This window comes from Collimonas sp., from assembly GCF_035566375.1.
Lineage (GTDB): Bacteria > Pseudomonadota > Gammaproteobacteria > Burkholderiales > Burkholderiaceae_D > Collimonas.
The window spans coordinates 1-20,092 of record NZ_DATMRK010000079.1 but is presented as its reverse complement, the minus strand read 5'-3'; the positions used below and the strand labels follow the sequence as shown (position 1 = coordinate 20,092).

Below are 20,092 nucleotides of genomic sequence, written 5' to 3'. Positions count from 1 at the left end.
AGCCATGCAATACGCTACACCGCAATGGGAGCGGAGCGTCGGCCGATTGTAATCAATCTGCCTCGACAGAAGCCAGCAAGGTAGCCCAGCTTGAAGAGCTGACCAGACGAGGCAACTCGCAAGCGCGATTTGAGCTGAGCATGCAACTCCAACGCCAAGAGCAACGCTCCGGCCGCCAGATCTTGAATGAAACCGACGTCGCCCAAGATCCGCAATTGCAACGAGCAGTTGCGCTGCTTGCAGAGGCAGTCGCGGCAGGAAATGTCGACGCGCAAAGAGTTAGAGACGCCATGGGAGATCACGCCAAGCTTCTGCATACCGGGCGCTAACAGTAATCAGCCGAACCTATGTAATGTGCACTCTCCAGGAAAGCCATGCACACGGCATCTCCAAACATTTACGAGGCCTGCGACGGTCTGGTGTGTTTCATATTGGTGGACGGCAGGAATCGAAGCCCCGCCCGAGGAGGACGGTCTTCAACTCAGCAAAGACCGAACGGGCACAGCACATTGAGCTGTGTCGGCAGGTTTCATGGCGATGATGATAGAGCCATCGTCATTGATGAAAAGCAAGGGCTTCCTATCGTTGATTATCGATTGCTCTATTTCAGTCAACTTTAATGCAATTGTCCTTTGAAGCCGGCAAACTCGCTGTGTACACGTACTACGGTAGTTCTTACCTCGATGCCTAACACTACAGACGGGTCCATCACCTTGGCCGGTGAATCGATTGCCGGTCGAGCCTTGGAAAAAGTGGCTGTAACGATTACTGGCGCTAGCGTTATCGGCCCCAGTGTACTGACGGAGAATTTGCTAGCGGACGCATATTGACGAAGCGGATTGATCGCGCTCGATGGTCAGGATACTGATATGACGTGTCACGGGTCCCGTTACACAGTGTTGGCACGGCCCTGTCATTCAAGTGAATGCCGTGCCAACACGTTTGATGGTGACACCGATAGCTTAATCGTAGGTAGCGCTTAGTGACACGCCGTTAAATGCTTGCTTAGCGACTAGCAAAATGTAGTACCAGCGCCCAGAAGCGGGGATTGCCAGAGCAATGTTTTCCCTGTTACCAGCATTGGTGGAAGCGACATCGTAAGAGCTAGTGGTCGGGTAACGATCAAGGGCAATATACATATCGACATCACCGCTACCGCCGCTGGTGCGCAAATTAAGGTTTTTTGCCCCGCTCGGCAGCTGAATATAAGCGTATACGTGATCAGAAGACGACAAGCCCATGATCGAGCAATTCTTGCCCAGATAACTGGATGATGCACAGCTTGGCAGTACCGGACCATCGGGTAACGGCGGCTCACCGGCAGTACTCGCGGTCTTGGCCCAACTGACAAACTCGTTGTCGTAGCGAGCACCTATGTAAGCCATCGTATTTTGATAGCCGTCGTAATCGCCGATACGGAATTTGGCTACCATGGCATCGACATCATTACGATGGCGCTCAACCATAAAACGAGTTGCCATGTAGCCCCAGCGATATGCCCGCGGCACGTAATCCGCCATCGAATACGTATTGCCGAATATTTCGCTCAGGCGGTAAGCGCCGGTACGGGCGGCATCGATCGATTCCTGGTTGTCATTCTTCTTAGACAGATACTCGGCGATACCTTCGATCCACCAAACGGTCGGCTTCGCTGTAGCCGCGTTGAAATCTCCGTACATGTCGAAGCGGCCATCCAGATAATGGACATATTCGTGTTCCAGGTTCCATACCTGAAATACCGGACGCAACCAGGATGCTTCGTGGGCAATAAAACGCGCCTGGTTGCCAGGCACGGCGGGGTTGCCTTCCAAATACATCCCGCCGTTATTGGTACTGATACCGAATATTACTCCGGCATATTTGTTGTAGTTGGTGTAGTCATCAAACACCACCACTTCCAACGAAGTATTATAGTCGTTAGCCACAGGCGTACGATTGGTTTGCAGCATGTCATGAAAATAGGACTCTTCCGTCTGTAGCAGATTGCACGACGATTGCATTTGCGCCGGCGTCATCTGCTGAGCACGGATCCGTATGGTGGGGCTGCAGGTATATTTGTTTTTCAGTACGACATCGGCGATCCGGTTTTCAAAATCGCAAGTACCGTATTCTGCACAATTGGCGTTGTCGTAATATTTCACCGCTGTCGCTGCAGCCAACCAAAGATCACTATCTGCGCCGGTCATAGTGGTTGTTGCCAGCTGATTTTTGATCATGATTTTGACGCCAGTTTTCTGCGCAGGGTATTTCATGAAACGAAATGCCTCGTTTGCGGTGTCGGTCAGCTGATACGCAGTTTCGGTCCCCAGGAGAGAAATTTTGTTGTTAAGGACAAAATTATTCAGTGCGGCGGGGTACGTCATGTCGTTCTGCAGTATCAGCCTGCCATCGGCCCTGTCGTGGGCAGAGAAAATCACGGTCAGTACGCCGGTAAAGCCGCCGGCCGCGGTCGGCTTTCGTAACGCATCAGCGGCATGCGGATTGCTGGCGCTATTGGTGTAGCGGAGCAATATGTTCTTCATGCTGTCCAGATAATAGGTTTCGTCGCTCATGTTGGTGATGAGCTTCAGTACTTCGCTGGCGGTGCTCGGCGCTATGGCGTTTTCCCGGAACAGGTTAACGCCGTCGACCAGTTGCCGGATTGGCGGGCGCAGGGTAGCCAATAATGATGCGGATGGATTAGCAATCACATTGCTGCTGGCTAGGTAGTAGCCGGCACGCAGGTAAATCAACAGATTGACCAAAGCCATATTGTCGGCGTTGTACTTCATGCTTTCTTGGACGAAGCGCTCTGCGACAGAGTTGAAATTACCGGCAGAATAAACTTTGGTAGCTTGCTCGGTATTGAGCGAGAACAAACCATAATGACATTCATAGTCGGGCAAGTTGACGATGTAGTCGGCCAGCGCACTGCCGTCATAACTCGCCAGTTTGTTCATATCCGTGCAGCCCGGGGTGGTTGCCATCGCTTTCGCGCGATTTTCTCTGGCTTGACGGCTCTTGGGATCGATCAAATCGACGCGTGGTTTTTTGGTCGGCGGCAGATTGTATTTAGATTGTTCAGGTGAAGGCGGTAGAGTTTGCCTGGCACGCGGCATTGGGGCCTGCTTAGGTAATGCCGGCTCTGCGCCAAGATTATCTGGCGCCGTCCCGGCGTAGCCGGATATTGGTATGCAGACCAACATCAGACCTGCAAACCAAAAATTTATTTTTGAAGTAGGCATCATTTTTTTCCGTGAATTGCATTGGGGCGCCTCACAGCAACATGCCGTGAGATCACCTTACTTCTTGGTACAACGAAGTTTGTGAAATTGAGGCTATGTCCGATTTGCAATTCTCGGAACCAAACGCAACGAGATTCATTGTCTAAGGTGACTTAAATCGAAACTGGATCGGATAATTTTTACGACCGACACGACTGCATGGATGAGCGATGCCATCACGCGTCAAAGTGCGTTGTAACAATAAAACCGCCCACATCGAAAATTACAGCAAGAAAACCAGCGTAAATAGCTGGCAGAATTGACAGTGTGACGCGGAAGAAATGGTCCCAGAAATTCGGACATTAGGTTAAGTGTTCGCTTTACTTCACAATCTCGGCCGAAAGGTCGATTACAGGAGCAAGGACGCGGCCAAGAGAACGAGACGGAACTACACAGGGACTCCATGCAACTTAAGCCTCTGCAAACGCGTCCACCGCAGCTCTGCGCGCCGCATCCACGGATGACTGGCTGCGATCGCAGTCCGCCGAGTAAATGTAATGCGCGCTCTCCAGGGAGAGCTCACACTATCACCCGATAGCATCCACTAGATCTGCCGCAGGTTGTAGGAACTTGTTGCGACCGAAAGAAAGCTCTGGATTCACAGGTGAATCAGAGATTGCCACCGGCATGACGACGAAGGAAATCAAAACGTTGGCAGGCATCGAGTAAGCGCTGATATGAAATCTGACTTCGCTCACAAGCGCAAAATCGAGAGGATGACGAAGTCATTTTCCATGATCGATCATCCATCTAACTTTGCGTTTCACTTCGCTGAGCGCGATTTCTTCATTATCCAGTGGCAGGTCTCTACATGTATAAATCGCCCCGCTCGCAATTTGATAAGACCAGGCCCATTGCCCTTTTGCGCCTTAATAAACATCAACCGAGCAGGAGATGCCTTTGTATTCAAATTGATGCCTCATGTCCAACGCGCTGCCGACAAGAGAGTTCTTGTACAACCAACCTTGCAAAATTGCGATGACAGCATGAACTCACTTACCAGCATCGATGAGATTCTTTGCGAACGTCAATCCTTGATCGCGAGCGGAGTTCCATGTACCAGACGGCTCAACCGCCGGTGGTTGTTGCAATACCCCGTCAATCAGAACGGACCAGCAATACTTCCCGCCACGGACGATCGTGCTCGCGACTTTGATCGTGCTCCCTTTGTGCTCCGTCTCGAATTGCGGCATATGTCCCTCGTAGATAGTTTCCAAAAAGGAAAATTTATCATGATTAACAACCATTTCATACTGGTAGAAATACAAGCAATTCCAGTCGTGCGCGATGCGAACGCCCATTGGCCACATCCTGACATGCCTAGTCAAAAATTTCTGACTGTCTTGACCAAACCCGCAAGCGCCACCACACAAAAAATCGCGCCGGCATAGAAGGTGAATGAAGCGCCAAAGCTATCCCACAGCAACCCAGCCACTACACTTGCCAACAACATGGCAAGCCCGCTGACCAGGTTGAAGAAGCCATACGCGGTGCCGCGCAAATCGGCGGGTGCGGTATGCGCCACCATGGTTGCCAGCAAGCCTTGCGTCATGCCCATGTGGAGGCCCCAGAGCGCGACACCGGCAAGTACCACGCCCCAGTGATTGCTGGCAGCCAGCACCAGATCCGATACGATCAGGACGGCCAGGCCGATTGCCAGCAGCTTTCTATGACTCATCCTGTCAGAGAGCTCGCCGAACGGGTACGCCGACAAGGCGTAGATCAGATTCATCGCCACCATCACCAGCGGCACCAAGGCAATCGGAATGCCGCTCTGCTGTGCACGCAGAACCAGGAATGCTTCACTAAACCGCGCCAATGTAAATACCGCGCCGATGCCTACTACCCACCAGTAGGAACTACCAAGCCGCTTCAGATTTTCGCGCCGAATCGGATTAATGCGTTTTTCGGATTGCTGATGCTTTGGTTCGCGCAAGCCGACGAAGAGTACCGCGACAGCCATCAAACCCGGAATCACGGCGACCCAGAACACGGCGCGAAAATCATTAGCCCAAAGCAGCATCAAACCAACCGCTAGCAATGGTCCGAGGAATGCACCCACCGTATCGAGGGCCTGGCGCAGGCCAAATGCCGCGCCACGCAGATGCGCGGGCGTAATGTCCGCAACCAAGGCGTCTCGCGGAGCGCCGCGTACACCTTTGCCAACCCGATCCAGGAGACGGGCTGACAATACGATGCCGATACTTGGCGCGACGGCGAACAGAGGTTTGCTCAGCGCGCCCAGCGCATAGCCGAACAGCGCCAATCCTTTGCGCTTGCCAAGGTAGTCGCTCAATGTGCCCGAGAATACTTTGACGATCAGAGCCGTCGCTTCGGCTAGTCCCTCCACCAGCCCGACAGCCAAGGCGCTGGCGCCGAGTGTGGTCACCATGAATAGCGGTAGCAGGCTATGAATCATTTCCGAAGAAATATCCATCAGCATGCTCACGATGCCGAGTACCCATATTCCGGCCGGGATCTGGCGCAATGTACTTTTTGCGGTGTCGGTGGTCTGCAAGTGAGTACTCTCGAGAAAATAAGAAAACTTTTGCTGATTATTATCTATTTAGACTGACACCATCCGCGCTTCAGGCAATTCGACAGTAACACACAGCGGTATCATGAAGACAATCTGTCGACTAGCTAAGGAATTGCGAATGCATGCACTACTAAACGATATTGCCATTCACCCGCATTGGGTGCTGCTGGTCGTCTTTCTTGTCGCGCTTGCTGAATCATTGCTACTTATTGGCACGCTTGTCCCCGCCGGGATTGTGATGTTTACCGCGGGTGCGTTGATCGGCGCCGGGGCGTTGAATGTCTGGCTGACGCTGGGTATTGCGGCAGTCGGCGCGGTGATTGGCGACGGCCTGAGTTATGAAGTGGGACGTGCGTATTACCAGCGCCTCCGAACCTGGCAATTCGTCAAGCGGCGCAGCGCCATGATCGATCGCGGAGAACAATTTGTTCAACGACACGGCGGCAAGAGCATCTTGTTCGCGCGATTCTTTGCACCGGTACGGGCGGTAGTGCCCGCGATTGCCGGCATCGCACATATGCCGCGCGCCAAATTCTATGCAGTGAATCTCGGTTCCGCACTGGCGTGGTCGCCCGCGCACATCTTGCCGGGCGTCGTCTTCGGCGCCTCGCTTCAGCTGGCCCAAGCGGTAAGTGGCAGATTGGCGCTGATCTTGCTGATGCTGGTGGCACTGGTGTGGTCTGCAAGCTGGGCCACGCGCTTCGGGATAAGGAACGGTTTACCTGTCGTCGAGCAGTGGCGCGACCGTCTCTTACAATGGGCCAGCCGGCAACCTGGCGGCCGATTTACGCGGATCAAGAGCTGGGTATTCTTCTTCCTTGACCCGCGCCGTCCTGAATCGCAGATATTGCCCGTCCTGGCGTTGCTGCTGGTGGGCAGCAGTTGGCTTTTTCTGGGCATCGTGGAAGATGTCATCACCAGCGATCCATTAGTGGGCGTGGATGCGGCCATTTTCCATTGGCTGCAAGGATTGCGGACTTCAGCAGTCGATCATTTGATGGTCGGCGTCACCGAGCTTGGCGGCGCCAGCGTTTTGTGGGTGGTGGCGCTGACGGTACTGGGCTGGCTGCTGGCGCGGCGCTGTTGGCGCACGGCTGGCTATTGGGTGATCACGGCCGCTTTCGCTCAGGTCCTGGTGAAACTGCTCAAATGGGCGATAGGCCGGCCGCGCCCGCTGAACCTGTACAGCGGCGTCGAACAGTATGCATTCCCGAGCGGCCATGCGACCTCCAGCATGGTCATCTACGGTTTCCTGGCGTTTTTAATCGCGCGCCGCCAACCGCCGCTGGTGCGGATGTTTATCGCCGCGGTCACCGTGGTTGGCATCGCGCTCATCGGCTTCTCTCGCCTGTATCTGGGTGCGCACTGGTTGTCGGATGTGTTGGCAGGATGGAGTCTTGGACTTGCGTGGATTGTATTGATGGCGATCGTCTATACCAATCATCAGGTGAAGGAAGAGCTGCACCCAAGAATCCTGGGGGCGCTGTCGATGGCAGCACTACTGGCCGGTGCGGCTTGGAGCATGCACACGCAATTCCCAGCCGATCTCGCGCGCTACACTCCGGCAGCGCAGCTTAAGACTGTCAGGCTGGATCAATGGCTCCACGCTGAATGGCGCCAGTTGCCTCGGCAGCGAACCGAGATCAGTGGCGACAACGAGGAATTTTTCTCTCTGCAATGGGCCGACAGTGCTACAACACTACAAAACCGCCTGGCACTTGCCGGTTGGCAGCCGGCAGCAGCTTGGTCGCTACCAGCGGCATTGCTATGGCTCGCGCCCAATACAGAGGTGAAAGATCTGCCGGTGCTGCCAAAATACGATCAGGGCAAAAGCTCGGAGCTGGCTTTTGTTGCCCTCGATCCGGCGCGGCCTATGACCAGGATGATATTGCGGTTGTGGCAGTCCGACTACCTGCTGGAGGATCCTGCCCATCGGGGCAACGTGCCGATCTGGTATGGCGCGCTCTACCAGGAAGAATTACGGCGGCCGTGGCATCTTTTCACGCTGGGCCGCACAGTTGGTTTTCCGGACGCATCGCTGATTCCACGCCTGCTGCAGGCAGACATGCAAACCGCAGTGCTGCCGGACACGCAGAGCGGGCTGCTGCGTCAGATTGTCCTGATTCTGCCAGAGGGGCAGAAAGTTTTGACGCAGCCAATTTCTGGTCGAAAATAAGTCATGACATCGCCACGGCAAAAGTCATCTGGGGTCGGAGTCATCTGGGGTCAGAGTCGACTTTCGCAGTGTTTCATCGCGAAACTCGACTCTGACCCCACATGACGGATTCGGAGAAAGGAAGAGCGCATTACGCGGTTTTGTTTTTTTAAACGATGAGGCAGCTACTCCGTGGCCCGCTAAGTGGGGTCAGAGTGAAACAACACTGCGTTTCAATTTGACACACTTGATACACAATCCGGATGGGTTCACGGCCGCTTCGTTTGTAGAATCAAATCATTGTCAACGTCGAAGGAGAATCAAATGGAAGCCATCCAAACTACCACTCGTTTGCACCCACTGGTCGCCGGCGCTGCCGTAACCGTCACTCTGGCGAGCTTGCTTGGCGTCGCAGCGATGACCGGCTTCCTCCCGAGTTCTCACGGCAATGTGGCCGGGACGCAGAGTCCGGAAGCAACCGCTGCCGTGCAACAGCCAATGGCAAATCCCGCGGCGCCAATGACTCCGGCAGCTGCGACCACTACTGCGCCGGTATTGGTGCAGACCGCGAACGGCTATCAATACATGCAACCGCTAACTGCACCTGTGGCGGCGGGATATCAGGTTGAGCCGGCCAACGTTGCGCCTAAGCAGAAAACCATAGTGCATCACGTTTACCGCAATCAAAATCCCTCGTATGCGCAAGCCGGACCGGCGCCGCAATACCAGGCTCCGGCCGAGCCAGCCCGCCCGGTGTCGCAGGTCAGCCCGCTGGGCATCGCCACCGGTGCAGTCATCGGCGGCTTGCTGGGTCATCAGGTTGGCGGCGGCAACGGCCGTACATTGGCGACAGTAGCGGGCGTGGTTGGCGGCGGATATCTGGGTAATACGGTCGCCAGGAATTATGGCTACTAAATTACGGTTACTAACTACGGCTACTAATCATCCAAAGTAAGGGCGTTCCGACGCGAACAAAAGGCAGCGGGCTCCGAGCCGCCAGTCGGCAGGCGCCCGCTCTCCGAGCACCGTGACACCCATGCTGTAGGCCGTCGCCCGCAAATCGATCGGCAAGCCGTCAAGCTGATCCTGTGCTTGCGCGAGATTGCCGGCACGCAGCGCATCGGCAAAGCGCAGCATGGGCGCCACGATAGCGGGATCCATCCGATTCTGCCCCAGGCGACCGAGTGCAGCACGATAAGGGGCTATGTCTTTGCCGGCACGAATTGCCAGCGCCAGCGCGGTGAATACGCTAACCTCATCGGCATCGCTGTCCAGCAGCGGCAAAGCCAGAGCCTGCGCCACCAAAGCGCGTGGCGCGCCGCTGCTGGCTGCCGCCAGACGCAGCACCCGTGTCTCATGCACACTGCCCTTGGCCTTTGCCACCGCGCTTTCCATGCGTCCCAGCGCTAGTTCGTGATACGCAGCGGCCGGATCCTGGCCGATGCCCTCCCCTGTCTCCAGCACCATCAAAGTACGCACACTCGGCGAGCTGCGCGCCAGGTCGGCTATGTCGATTTGTGGATTCGCCGCTTGCATGCGCCTCAGACGTGCAATATCGACGCTAAGGACATCTTTCAGCGCCGGCTCGTTTTTTACTGCCGAGATCATGGCTTCGCTGGCGTCCGCCCAATGCGCGCCTTCCTCGGCGGTATATCCTGCCGCATAAGCAAACCAGCCGTGACCGGGCCAGCGTCGATGGCCCTCGTCGAACGCCTGATTTTTGGCAAGCGAATTCGGCATGCAGCGCACCGCGATGTAGCGCAGATCAGGATTGTCCGGCGCGGCAGCGGCAAGCGCGGTGTGCTGCGCGCACCAGCTGGCGCGCTCAGCCGGAGCAATACTGTCCTGCTGCATGCGCAGGGCAACCATATCGCGTGGGTCATCCGCCAGGCGCTGCTGCAAAATATCGCCAAAACCGGGCTGTGCTGCCGCCAGACTCAGCCAGGCCATCAGATACGGATCATGCGAAGCACTCCAGCGCGCATGCGTTGCGACTGTTTTTGGCATATCTTCTGGCGCCACCCAGTTCAGCATGTGAGATGGCGCTGCGTCGCCGGCGCCGCTTAATACCGTGCGCAAGCCGCCGCCTTTGGCTTGAATCGAATTCGGCGGTTCGGCAAACAATACATCTGCCGACGACTGTCCCCAGCGGGTGACGCCCAAGCGCTGCGGCGGCGGCGCCTCATAGCCGCCGTAGGCCGCCGTCCATTTCACCAATGGGCTGGCGGCGGCGACGTTATAAAAGGTGTCGGATTGGCCGCTGCCCATAGCGCCCTCGAAACTCTCGATCAGGCGGCCTCGTTCATCGTGCGTTTCGACGTGGTAGCTGCTGGCATGGGGAACTTCGACCTTGCTCGATGAAAATGCGGGAACAGTGACGGCATGATCGGCAATGCTGACTTGCACCGCGCGTCCGAGGCCGTTATAGATGGTGATCTCAGGCGTTGACAGGGACGATCCGGCCAACAGTACGGCGCCGATGACGCCGCCGGCAACGGTGAAACGCGCCAGGCCATGCGCCCAGCCGTGGCCCGATTGAAAACGCTGCCACCAGCCGGCCTGGATCACTCGCACCGGCTCATTGCCGGCTACCAGCGTGCTGCAGTCCTTGGGCGCTTGCGCGGGCGCCGGCGCTGCCTCGGGTTCGCTGTTTCCCCGGGTCCATTTTGCAACGGCTGCTTCGCTCAACAGCAGCCTCTCCAGCGTAAAAGCCGACAAGGACGTCAAGCCGTTGAGTGTCCGGTTCAACCACCAATCGATAATACGTATCCAATCGTTGAGATTCTCACGGTGCGGCGGCTTGAGCTCAAACTCGCCAAGCGCGGTTTGCCAGGATTCCGCGCCGATACGTGGCACAAACGAGGCGTCAAACACCACCGCGGCGGCGTCCTTGTATACCTGCGCCAGGTTTCGATACAGCTCGCCGGCTGCCTGTACGATGCGCTCGGCGCCATCGTTGCCGGCCTGGCGCCGGCCACCGGCGGTTTCCACCGCGATCACCTGCCGCAATCCAGCCTGGGCGTCACGCAGGCAGGCGTCGGTATGATCGGCGTAATGCAGCAAGGCGATCAATCCTTTCAGGTATTCCTCCCAGCCGTGTCCGAGTTTGCGGGCGGCGGCCAGATGCACTGTGCGGCACAGACGATCGTGTGTGTAGATCTTGTCCCGCGCCTGCGCTGCCTCGCGCCGCGATTCCTCGATAACTTGCGGCAGCTCGCTGCGGCGCAATTGCCGTCCGCGGTAACGGATCACGCCGTCGGCCGGCACGAAGGCCTTGCTTTGCAAAGATTCGAGCAACAGCACCTCCTTTTCAAGGTTGCGCATTTGCTCCAGATCTTGCCGTAGCGATTCCGGATACAGTAATTGCAGATCGGCCTGGTCCGCTTGCCATTGCGGATCGAACAGATCCTCGGCGCGCCTGGCCTGGCGCGTCACAGAGCGGCCCAGATAAACGCCGCGGTAAGCCCGATTGAAATACTCGCGCGCATACTGCCCCTCCAGTTTTGCCAGGGAGGCGTCGAGCGCTGCCGGCTCGTCATCCTGGCCACCAGCCAAACGCGCGGAGGCTTGTTCGCGCAAGGACTGCGCATCGTCGAAGATGGTCCAGGCGCTGCGGTCATCCGATGCGGCAGGCACGTAATTGCGCTTGGCGTTTTCTTCCCGTTCATAATTCAGCGGATGCGTCGCCCACATGCTTGGCGGCAGTGCAAAGTCAGCCTTGAACACACGATGGCCTTGCGCGTTGTCAGCTGGCAGCGGCGGATATTTTCCGTACAGCGGATCAGCCAGCAGCGCGCCAAAAAGCTCGATGATGCGCGACTGCACCGCGAACACATCCTTGACCGGCCGTTTATCGGCAGCCTCCGATTGACAGAAACGGAGCGCCCTGTCCCAGGCATCGTCCGCCACTCCCAGGCGATGCAAGGCATGTATCAGGGTATCGCTGCCGGTCAGCGACACCGCCACCAGATCGGCCTGCATTTCCATTTCACGCGCCAGTGCGCGCTGCGCCAGGACCACTCCGCGAAACGCCAGATCGATCAGCGACCGTATTGACCAGATGATCACCCCTAAGCCCCAGCCAATCCATGCGATACGGATATCGAAACGTGACAAGCTCGCCAGAAAACTGTCAAGGGCGTCGCGCTTGGCGACAATATGGGCGGCAATCTGTTGCGCCGTGTAGACCCAGCGCCCGACCGCCATCGAGCGTTGTGCAAAATGTCCGAATTCGTGCGCGCAGACCGCCTTGAGTTCGCCCAGGGAAAGCACGTTCACCAAGCCCAAGCCGATTTCGAGATTTTTCTTGGACGGATAGATCAGGTTGAGGATCGACAGATCGTAGAAGACAGCAGCATTCACGCGCGCCGATAAAAATACCCGGTGCGGACGCGGCGCACCCGCCTCGTCGGCAAGCCGGTACAGAAATTCGAAAAGACGCGGCTGTTGTTCAGGTGTGATTTCCGGATCGTCGCTCTTGACGATCTGCTTGGTGAAAAAAAGCGCCTTGAGCATGAAGATGGCAAGGAACGCTGCACAGCCCGCGGCCAGGATGCTTACACCCGCACTTTTTTCAGTTGTCCGCGCGTATTCTATGAGGCGATATGCGGTAAGCGCGAACCAGCCGGCGAGAAAGAAATACAGCGCGATGAACAGGGCCAGGCAGCCTACCGCGAGCCATGCCCGGTTCCTGTATGCCTTGGTTGGTTTGGCCAGATCCCCCGGCACGCTCGCCGGCCCTGCCGGATACGTATTTTCCATCCACTCCCCCTGGTTTTGCGGGCCTGGCGCTCTGATTTCTAATTTCCAGCAGCGGCGCCTGTCAGCCCTATCGATAAGATTCAAGCAAAGCGGTCGGCGTTATTCAAAGTCAAAGCCGGCCTGCTCGCAAGTTGAAAATATTATCATGTCTTTGCACTGTGGCAACATTGATCTCAGGGCAATTTGGGGGGATTTTGGTGCAGGTGAATTTCGAGGGCCGGATCACAATGTCAAACGCCTGTAATAATCCCGCGCTAAGATCTGTTCCAGATTCACTTTGGATATCGCGCGGTGATTGTCGCGCGGTGATTGTCGATATGTGAGTAGATTCATTCATAGCCTTGTCACTTTGCAGATAGCACTGGATGGCTAGAATCTCCTCACATATCGATCAAGCAAAGCCTCACCGATGCACCCTAGCGCCGATCAGCGGCCAGACGCAATAAAGTGCCGTTTCGATCTTCGGTAATCACAATACTGCCGTCATCCAGCGTCGCCAGCCCCAGCGGCGCACCCATCGGATGTTTACCCGATAGAAAATTCCAGCCCGACACCAAATCCTGCGGCTCCCCCGCCGGCTGATATGCCGCATTCAAAGCCAGGCTGACCAGTTTATGGCCGGTGGCGCGATAACCGTGATAGCCGATGATCAAGCGGCCGGCCAATGCCGGCATGCTTTTGCCGCTGTAAATGAGCATGCCAAGCGGCGCCGCATGCGGCGGCAGGAGACGGCTTGGGGCGGTCTTTTTGCTGCAATCGAAATCCGGGTATTCAGGGCTGCTCCTGAGTTTATCGAAACAATAAGGCCAGCCATAATCGGCGCCGGCAAGCACCCAGCTGAGGGTGTCGTGCGGCAGCGCCGCGTCGGACAATTTGGGATCTGCTACGTTGATGTTGTCACGCGAATTGGTGGCGGCGATCAGCTTGCCATTGGGAGTAAGCGCGAGCGCCATGCTATTGCGCAAGCCGCGCGCATGGACCGGTATGGTGCGGGCGTCAAGCGGCGGGCCGTTGGCTGGCAACTTTGCCTGCAGCACACTGCCGCGCGGCGGCGTCTCTTTTATTTCGGGACAAGGAAATGCCGATTTTCCGGGTTGATCTGGCTTGCTTTCGCAATTATCGGTGGCGGAGCCGACATTGATATACAGCGAACCGTCAGCCCCGAGCACCATCGCTGCCAGCGGATGGCGGCCAGTGGCTGGCAGATTGATCACGACATCCTGCATGGTGGCGGCGGGATTCCTGGCCGCCGGATCGATCCGCACGATGCGCCAAAGCACGCTGATCAGCAGCCGTTTGTCCGGCGTCGCCAGAATCGCGTTGGGCATGTCGAGCTGGCTCATCAGCACTTCCGGCTTGCTTCCCTGTTTCAGATTCAAGCGCAGCAAGCGCCCTCGTTTGTTGACCCAGCCGCCCATGTCCAGCACATAGATATCCTGGCCAATCGCCGCAACGCCGCGCACGAAACCGAGGTGCTCGGCCAGCAAGCCGATGCACATGCCTTGCGCCACCTTGAGATCGAGGCGCGGATAACCGTCGCATTGGCCGGAGGTGTGGTAGGTGCTTTGTGCTGACGCAGCTCCGCAAGCAAGCAGGAGCATCGCGGAAAATAGATACCGCAAGAAACTCCTTTTGTTAGCCGCTCCTGCCAGCCGCCGGAGATACGAAGTTTTGCCTATGCTTTGCCTTAAAACCTTCATCAATTACCCTTTTAAGATGTATTTGCGATTTCTTACATGGTATTTTGGGCGAGCCTTTAGTAAAAGGCGAGCAGTTAAATCGATGAACCGGAACAAGGGCCGAACGGTAAAACAATGAGGTGAAGCAAAGGTGTTTGAAGTGCCTGCGCTGGTGTTGGCAGGTTTTAAAGAAGACGCGGATTAGGGATGTAACAGCATCCCCAACCCGCTAGCCAATCAACTAAAAGGAGTAGTCAATATGGTTAAGCGCAATTCTACGCGAGACAGCAACACGCCGGTAGTAAATGCAGCACAACGGCTCACTGTGTCCTTCTATCAAGACGACAATCCCGAAACGCTCTGGATACGATTGCATGGCAGCGGCATGAAACAAACCGGGTTCGAGCCCAACTCCACTGTACGCGTCAGAGTCATGACCGGGTGTTTGATGATTACCTGTGACTAAGACTGACGTTTAATCGCAGCATCTGCCGCAAAAAATCCGTTCTACAACCCTGCGCAGTAGGTAAGGTTGGGAGCGGATTTTTTATTCGAAGAGAAAGGGTAATTTGTACTTGCTCAGACTTGATTTGACATTCGCTGTATGAATCTCTGTCCGGAAACGACTGTGGATTCAACCGGTAGATGCAACAGATTGATGAAATCGTTCGGCCGGTGTTTCGTAGTTTAGCGTTTTCCTTGGACGCTCATTCAATCGCCTCGCCACGGAATATCACAACTTTGCACTATTAATTTCGTTTCACCTCGTATTGCAGGCATACGACGCCCGACGGAAAAATTTTACTATTTACCAGCATGAGTGCGGTTTTGTCCTTGATATTTTTGAACAAGGGAATACCTTGGCCCAGCAGTATCGGATTGACGAATAGCCAGTACTCGTCGATGAGGTTTTCCGCCATCAGCGCGTGAGTGGCGGAGGGGCTGCCAAACATCAAGATCTCGCTGCCCGAGCTGTGCTTGAGCTTGTTGATTTCATCGCTCAAATTGCTACTGATGATTTTCGTATTAACGTGACTTTTTTCCGACAAAGTTTTCGACAACACCACTTTGCGTGCGGATTTATACCAGCGTGAATGTTCATGGTCATGCGGGCTGGCGTCAGGCTTATCGGCAGCGGTTGGCCAGTACGACTCCATCATCTCGAAGGTGGTACGCCCGTATAAAGCTGTGTCGGTCTGCCGAATCCGCTGCTCCACGTATTCAAACAAATCGGTGCTTATACTTATCCAGCCGAGGCCCGCCGAGCCCTTCGCAGTGGAAGCAACAAAACCATCCAGTGACACATGTACAAACGAAACGATTTTTCTCATGATTTTCTCCGTGTTCAAGTTTTGATTACATAGCCGGCAAGCCGCGCCAGAGTTTGGTTGCCGCCTTCAATCGCACCAATTCTTTCTACCGCCATATTGCGTGCCTGCGCAGTAGGAAAAAACAGACGGATCGTCACTTTGGTTTGTCCGCCCACTGCCTCGAACGTCCACATCGCCTCAAACATGGCCTTCGGGTCGCCCTTGTATGTGCCGCCGGTGCAAAACTCGATGTGGTGAGGTTTGTCGATCGCGGTATAGACGCTGCGGCTGGGATAATCTCGTCCATCCGGCCCGTGCATGACATGGTGCCACTCGCCTCCCACGCGAAAATCCAGTTTCTCCAGCGTGTTAGTAAACCCATTCGGACCCCACCAATGCACGACATGTTCAGGTTTGGTCATCGCCTCCCATACCAATTCGCGTGGCGCGTCTATCAAACGCGACATGATGATTTCGCGGTCGCTGGTATCAGCATTGTTCGCTGCGTTATTTTTTCTTTCCTGCACTTTTCGTCTCCACAGATTGAAGGTTTTTAAGATACACATCCAGACGATCGAGACTCTGCTCCCAGTGCTGGCGATATTGGCCGATAAAATCGGCAGCCTCGTGCAACGGTGCGGCATTGAGCTGGCAGGGGCGCCATTGCGCCTGGCGACCTTGTGTGATCAGTCTGGCCTGCTGCAACACCTTGAGGTGCTTCGTTACGGCTGACGGGCTTATCGAAAACGGCTTGGCAAGCTCGGTAACCGATGTCTCGCCCAGTGCCAGTCGCGCAAGAATGGCGCGACGCGTTGGATCAGCGAGCGCGGCGAAGGTGATGCTGAGCGAATCAGTATTCATATTTATTACACCAATTAGTTAATTAACCTATTGGTTTAATATAGGCGATTTTAAAATCAGCGTCAATGAAAATTCGCCGATTGGCTGCTTCACATGCGTTGGACCAACCATGGGGAAATCACCGATGGCCACATAGAGGGTTGAACCGCCGATGGCGGAAGTAGCGGCTACGTCGGCTTATCCAGCAAAGCTGCCGTTTGAAGGAAAGGTTTGATGGCATCATCGCCCTCCGTAGACCGGAGCGCGTCTTCAGGTAGACAAACACATCACCTACTCAAGCCGAAGCCACGGCCAGCGGGCCCGGTACGACGCCGCTTTGCGCTCGAACAAATCGCGGTGTGGTGTCAAGGGGTTCATCGTCAGTACGCCTTCGTACAACATTGCAAGTCCGTTTGGTGCATAGATCGAACCCGGGCGAACGCCGACGCAGGTCGCCGGAATAAGAAAGCGGTCAATGCCATCGCATGTGCTACGCAGCGCCTCACACGAATGACCGAAGTATGACTCGTACCAGAGATGCACCCGGGCCTGGTTCGATGCTTCAATCTGAACTCCCAAGTCGGCCAGCATATTGTCAACACGTGCCTGCACATTCCGTTCGGCCGCCTCACTCAGATCATCGGCGTCGAAGTAAAACAGGTCGTAGTCTTTGATATCCGCTTCTGGTGCGCGGCCGGCCTGCAGATTCCAGACCGTCTGGAAGAGGCACCCTGCGACCAGCCAGGCATCTGGGAGCGCCAGGGCGTTCCAACGATCGAGGATGACGCGATTGCTATGGTTGGCTAGAATAGCGGCAAGAAAATGGTCTTGCATCACGACGGACGCTCCGTTATCGGGTAGTTATACGGAGGGCATGCTGACATGAATATCTTGCGAGATCAATACCGCCCCCGCGCAGACCCACACACTTCAGGAGAACTCATGTTTGACCACGTTAAATTCGGCGTCAGCGACTATGCAGCGAGCAAAATTTTCTTCCTCAAGGCGCTCGAACCGCTCGGCGTAGTTGTTGCCTCGGAGGGGCCGCCGACGTATGGTGTCGAGCTTATTGGCCCAACGAGTAAGGCTTCATTGTGCCTGTACCAAACTGAGGAGAGGCCGGCGCATCTTCACCTGGCGTTCACGGCCGAGAATCGCCAGCAAGTCGACGCTTTTTATCGCGCGGCTCTGGAGGTGGGTGGCAAAGACAATGGTGCGCCTGGCCTGCGCCCGCGCTACCACGCGAACTACTACGCAGCTTTTGTCATTGGTCCGGATGGGCACAACATCGAAGTGGTTTGCCACGAACCCGAGGCCTGATCCTTCCAGTAACGTGCCGATATATGGGCGTTCCGACGCTTATGCGCATCGGCGTTAATCACCGTTAAGACATAAATCTGTACAGCTATAGAAAAATGGACATATGAAAAATCCGGTAGCCGCTAATCATGAACGGCGAGAGACACGCCTATCGTCACGATTGCTGCCGCTGCGGCCGTCATCGACATCCATCTCGCCCGAAGACGCCATTGTCAAAAAACGGGCGCGAGAGCGAAAGGATGCGCTGGTTCGTGGCGTCACCTCAATACAGGAAATGCGTGAAGCGATAAGGTGTGCGGGGCGCGACCTCCCGATCATTTCCGCAGTGCCACGTATGGGTACGCTCGACGCCGCGACGTTTCGCATGCGTGCAGCAGAAGGCCTGCCATTCGTCATAACCGGGCTGGTCAATCGTTGGCCACTTTCCACCCTTACGCCGCAAACGCTGCGCGACCGCTTTGGCGAGCTGCACGTGCGCGCGAGGGTGGGCGACTATGTCAATACCGCTTTCGCGGCTGACCGGGCGATGCAGGATATGTCGCTGCTGGAGTACCTTGAGCTCGTCGCTGATAACACGCAGGACCTGCCACCGTATCTGGGCAATCTGGAATTGCGTGAATTGAATAGGCTGTGTTACTGGCCAGTCTATTTTAAAAAAATGGGGCCACCTCGCTTTTGGCTTGGCCCCTCCGGCACAGTGACCCCGCTGCATTGCGACTATGACGACAATATTTTTGCGCAGATCTGGGGCACCAAGCGTATTTTCCTGTCACCGCCACACCACGACGAATTCCTTTATCCCCGCGAGGCGAACGCCATCCTGTTCGGCTCGCCGTTTAACCCTGAGGAGCCAGATTTCGAGAAATTTCCACTTGCCCGCCAGGCAGCAGTGATCGAATGCATCATGCAACCCGGTGAGCTTCTGTATGTGCCTGCCGGGTGGTACCACCAGGTTCGCGCGCTGACTTTTTCGCTTTCGGCCAATCGATGGGCCAGGTCGCTGCCATTGGCATTGAACGGGAACGCTTCGCTGAAGGCCGACTAAGTTGATCGAATCCGTCCGCTCCGGGCCCAGACTGTGTAAAAACGGTCACTGGTCATCGACATCAATTCGATATTTGTTTCGCAACATCAAAGCGACTGTATTGATTCCCGCCGCTTCCGCTTTGTGGCTACACTCGACAAATCTCGGCGCGGCGCATCGTGCGCAGAAACGCTCCCTCAACCGTAACCCAAGGAAAATAACGAATGCCGAATGACGATCGCTCCAAGATAATTTACAGCAGGACGCCGGAATCAGCGGCCATGTTGGCAAACATCAAGCGAGCGATGACGATCACCGCCACGCTTAACCGTTTGACGTTCAACGATGCGGACGAAATTCGGGCTTTGTTCAGCGAACTTATCGGTAAAAAGGTAGACGAGAGCTTTTTACTGATCCCTCCGTTTTATACTGCCGGTGGGGATGAAATCAGCGTCGGGAATAATGTCTTCGTAAATCAAAACTGCACTTTCTATGACCTTGGCGGCCTCGACATCGCAGACGATGTGATGATCGGGCCGAACGTGAGTATCATCACGGCGGGCCATCCCCTTGAACCCTCGCGGCGACGCAACACCACAGTCGGAAAGCCCATCGTGATTGAGAAAAACGTGTGGATCGCAGCCGGCGCGACCATCATTGGTGGCGTAACAGTAGGCGAGAATTCGGTCGTCGCGGCAGGTTCAGTAGTCACCAAGGACGTTCCCCCGAATACTCTTGTCGGAGGAAATCCGGCGCGGGTCATTCGTTCGATTGGCGACCACTGAGGGAATGTTCGCAAGGGGTACAGATCGTTTTCCTGCGTCTTGACAGGGTTGTTGTTACTGCCCTGACTGGGTCGAGGTCTGAAACAAATTGGCCGCATTATTTGTTGAAAGACTAGCGTCGCCACGCAGACGCTAGCGCAGCAGGCCCTGTCTGTCCTTGAACCAGACAAGGCCCCTGGCAGTCGGCATTACGCGAGATCGAAGCGGTCCGCGTTCATGACCTTGACCCAAGCCGCGACGAAGTCCTTAGCGAACTTCTCCTTGGCATCCACACTTGCATAGACCTCGGCATAAGCCCGCAGCACCGAGTTGGAACCGAAGATCAGATCGTTGCGCGTGCCTGTGTACTTGACCGCGCCGGTCTTGCGGTCGCGTCCTTCGAACAATTCGGCCTCGCTGTCCACGGCTTTCCACTC

General features: G+C 55.8%; 16 protein-coding genes and 1 pseudogene. 7 read left to right on the top strand and 10 right to left on the bottom strand.

Features of this window, described 5'->3' with window-relative positions; all coding sequences use genetic code 11:
* The first annotated feature begins 140 nt into the window (after positions 1-140).
* On the top strand, positions 141-329 hold the full coding sequence (locus VNZ60_RS23695) for a hypothetical protein (RefSeq protein WP_325663618.1): 189 nt from the start codon (positions 141-143) through the stop codon (positions 327-329).
* 633 nt (positions 330-962) lie between these two features.
* On the opposite strand, the gene VNZ60_RS23690 is transcribed toward VNZ60_RS23695, so the two are convergent.
* The 3 genes from VNZ60_RS23690 to VNZ60_RS23680 form a co-directional block, all read right to left on the bottom strand.
* Complete coding sequence (locus VNZ60_RS23690; protein WP_414648962.1) at positions 963-3,185, bottom strand: M9 family metallopeptidase; 2,223 nt, start codon at positions 3,183-3,185, stop codon at positions 963-965.
* 1,070 nt (positions 3,186-4,255) lie between these two features.
* Entirely contained in the window at positions 4,256-4,564 is a 309-nt protein-coding gene (locus VNZ60_RS23685; RefSeq protein WP_325663616.1) for a hypothetical protein, read from the bottom strand.
* A 23-nt stretch (positions 4,565-4,587) separates the two neighbouring features.
* Positions 4,588-5,706: an MFS transporter gene (locus VNZ60_RS23680; protein ID WP_325663674.1), complete on the bottom strand. Its 1,119-nt coding sequence runs from the start codon at positions 5,704-5,706 to the stop codon at positions 4,588-4,590.
* Between the two features lie 214 nt (positions 5,707-5,920).
* Between VNZ60_RS23680 and VNZ60_RS23675 the strand changes: the two genes are divergently transcribed.
* Together VNZ60_RS23675 and VNZ60_RS23670 are read left to right on the top strand one after the other, a co-directional pair.
* On the top strand, positions 5,921-7,978 hold the full coding sequence (locus VNZ60_RS23675; RefSeq protein WP_325663614.1) for a bifunctional DedA family/phosphatase PAP2 family protein: 2,058 nt from the start codon (positions 5,921-5,923) through the stop codon (positions 7,976-7,978).
* Positions 7,979-8,281: 303 nt separating this feature from the next.
* Positions 8,282-8,872, top strand: coding sequence for a glycine zipper 2TM domain-containing protein (locus VNZ60_RS23670; protein WP_325663612.1), 591 nt, complete (start codon positions 8,282-8,284; stop codon positions 8,870-8,872).
* A gap of 27 nt (positions 8,873-8,899) precedes the next feature.
* On the opposite strand, the gene VNZ60_RS23665 is transcribed toward VNZ60_RS23670, so the two are convergent.
* Together VNZ60_RS23665 and VNZ60_RS23660 are read right to left on the bottom strand one after the other, a co-directional pair.
* A complete protein-coding gene (locus VNZ60_RS23665; protein ID WP_325663610.1) occupies positions 8,900-12,718 on the bottom strand; it encodes a M48 family metallopeptidase in 3,819 nt (1,272 codons plus the stop codon).
* A gap of 416 nt (positions 12,719-13,134) precedes the next feature.
* Positions 13,135-14,340: a PQQ-dependent sugar dehydrogenase gene (locus VNZ60_RS23660; protein WP_325663608.1), complete on the bottom strand. Its 1,206-nt coding sequence runs from the start codon at positions 14,338-14,340 to the stop codon at positions 13,135-13,137.
* Positions 14,341-14,656: 316 nt separating this feature from the next.
* On the opposite strand from VNZ60_RS23660, the gene VNZ60_RS25320 reads away from it, so the two are divergent.
* Positions 14,657-14,863 (top strand): SymE family type I addiction module toxin, encoded by a 207-nt coding sequence (locus VNZ60_RS25320; protein WP_414648960.1) that lies wholly within the window; start codon positions 14,657-14,659, stop codon positions 14,861-14,863.
* Positions 14,864-15,146: 283 nt separating this feature from the next.
* Here VNZ60_RS25320 and VNZ60_RS23655 read toward each other — a convergent pair whose 3' ends face one another.
* The 4 genes from VNZ60_RS23655 to VNZ60_RS23640 form a co-directional block, all read right to left on the bottom strand.
* On the bottom strand, positions 15,147-15,728 hold the full coding sequence (locus VNZ60_RS23655; RefSeq protein WP_325663606.1) for a dihydrofolate reductase family protein: 582 nt from the start codon (positions 15,726-15,728) through the stop codon (positions 15,147-15,149).
* Between the two features lie 14 nt (positions 15,729-15,742).
* Complete coding sequence (locus VNZ60_RS23650) at positions 15,743-16,234, bottom strand: SRPBCC family protein (RefSeq protein ID WP_218134239.1); 492 nt, start codon at positions 16,232-16,234, stop codon at positions 15,743-15,745.
* Positions 16,215-16,568 (bottom strand): ArsR/SmtB family transcription factor, encoded by a 354-nt coding sequence (locus tag VNZ60_RS23645; RefSeq protein ID WP_092352312.1) that lies wholly within the window; start codon positions 16,566-16,568, stop codon positions 16,215-16,217. The genes VNZ60_RS23650 and VNZ60_RS23645 overlap by 20 nt, the downstream gene beginning before the upstream one ends.
* A gap of 270 nt (positions 16,569-16,838) precedes the next feature.
* On the bottom strand, positions 16,839-17,381 hold the full coding sequence (locus tag VNZ60_RS23640) for a nucleotidyltransferase family protein (protein WP_325663600.1): 543 nt from the start codon (positions 17,379-17,381) through the stop codon (positions 16,839-16,841).
* A 108-nt stretch (positions 17,382-17,489) separates the two neighbouring features.
* Between VNZ60_RS23640 and VNZ60_RS23635 the strand changes: the two genes are divergently transcribed.
* From VNZ60_RS23635 to VNZ60_RS23625, 3 genes are all read left to right on the top strand, one after another.
* Positions 17,490-17,867, top strand: coding sequence for a VOC family protein (locus tag VNZ60_RS23635; RefSeq protein WP_325663598.1), 378 nt, complete (start codon positions 17,490-17,492; stop codon positions 17,865-17,867).
* 103 nt (positions 17,868-17,970) lie between these two features.
* Positions 17,971-18,912, top strand: coding sequence for a cupin-like domain-containing protein (locus VNZ60_RS23630; protein ID WP_325663596.1), 942 nt, complete (start codon positions 17,971-17,973; stop codon positions 18,910-18,912).
* A 203-nt stretch (positions 18,913-19,115) separates the two neighbouring features.
* The gene (locus VNZ60_RS23625) at positions 19,116-19,676 is read left to right on the top strand and encodes a sugar O-acetyltransferase (RefSeq protein ID WP_325663594.1); all 561 of its coding nucleotides are present in this window, start codon (positions 19,116-19,118) and stop codon (positions 19,674-19,676) included.
* A 188-nt stretch (positions 19,677-19,864) separates the two neighbouring features.
* Here the strand turns inward: VNZ60_RS23625 and VNZ60_RS23620 are convergent.
* Positions 19,865-20,092 (bottom strand): annotated as a pseudogene (locus VNZ60_RS23620) (catalase/peroxidase HPI); the annotation flags it as partial.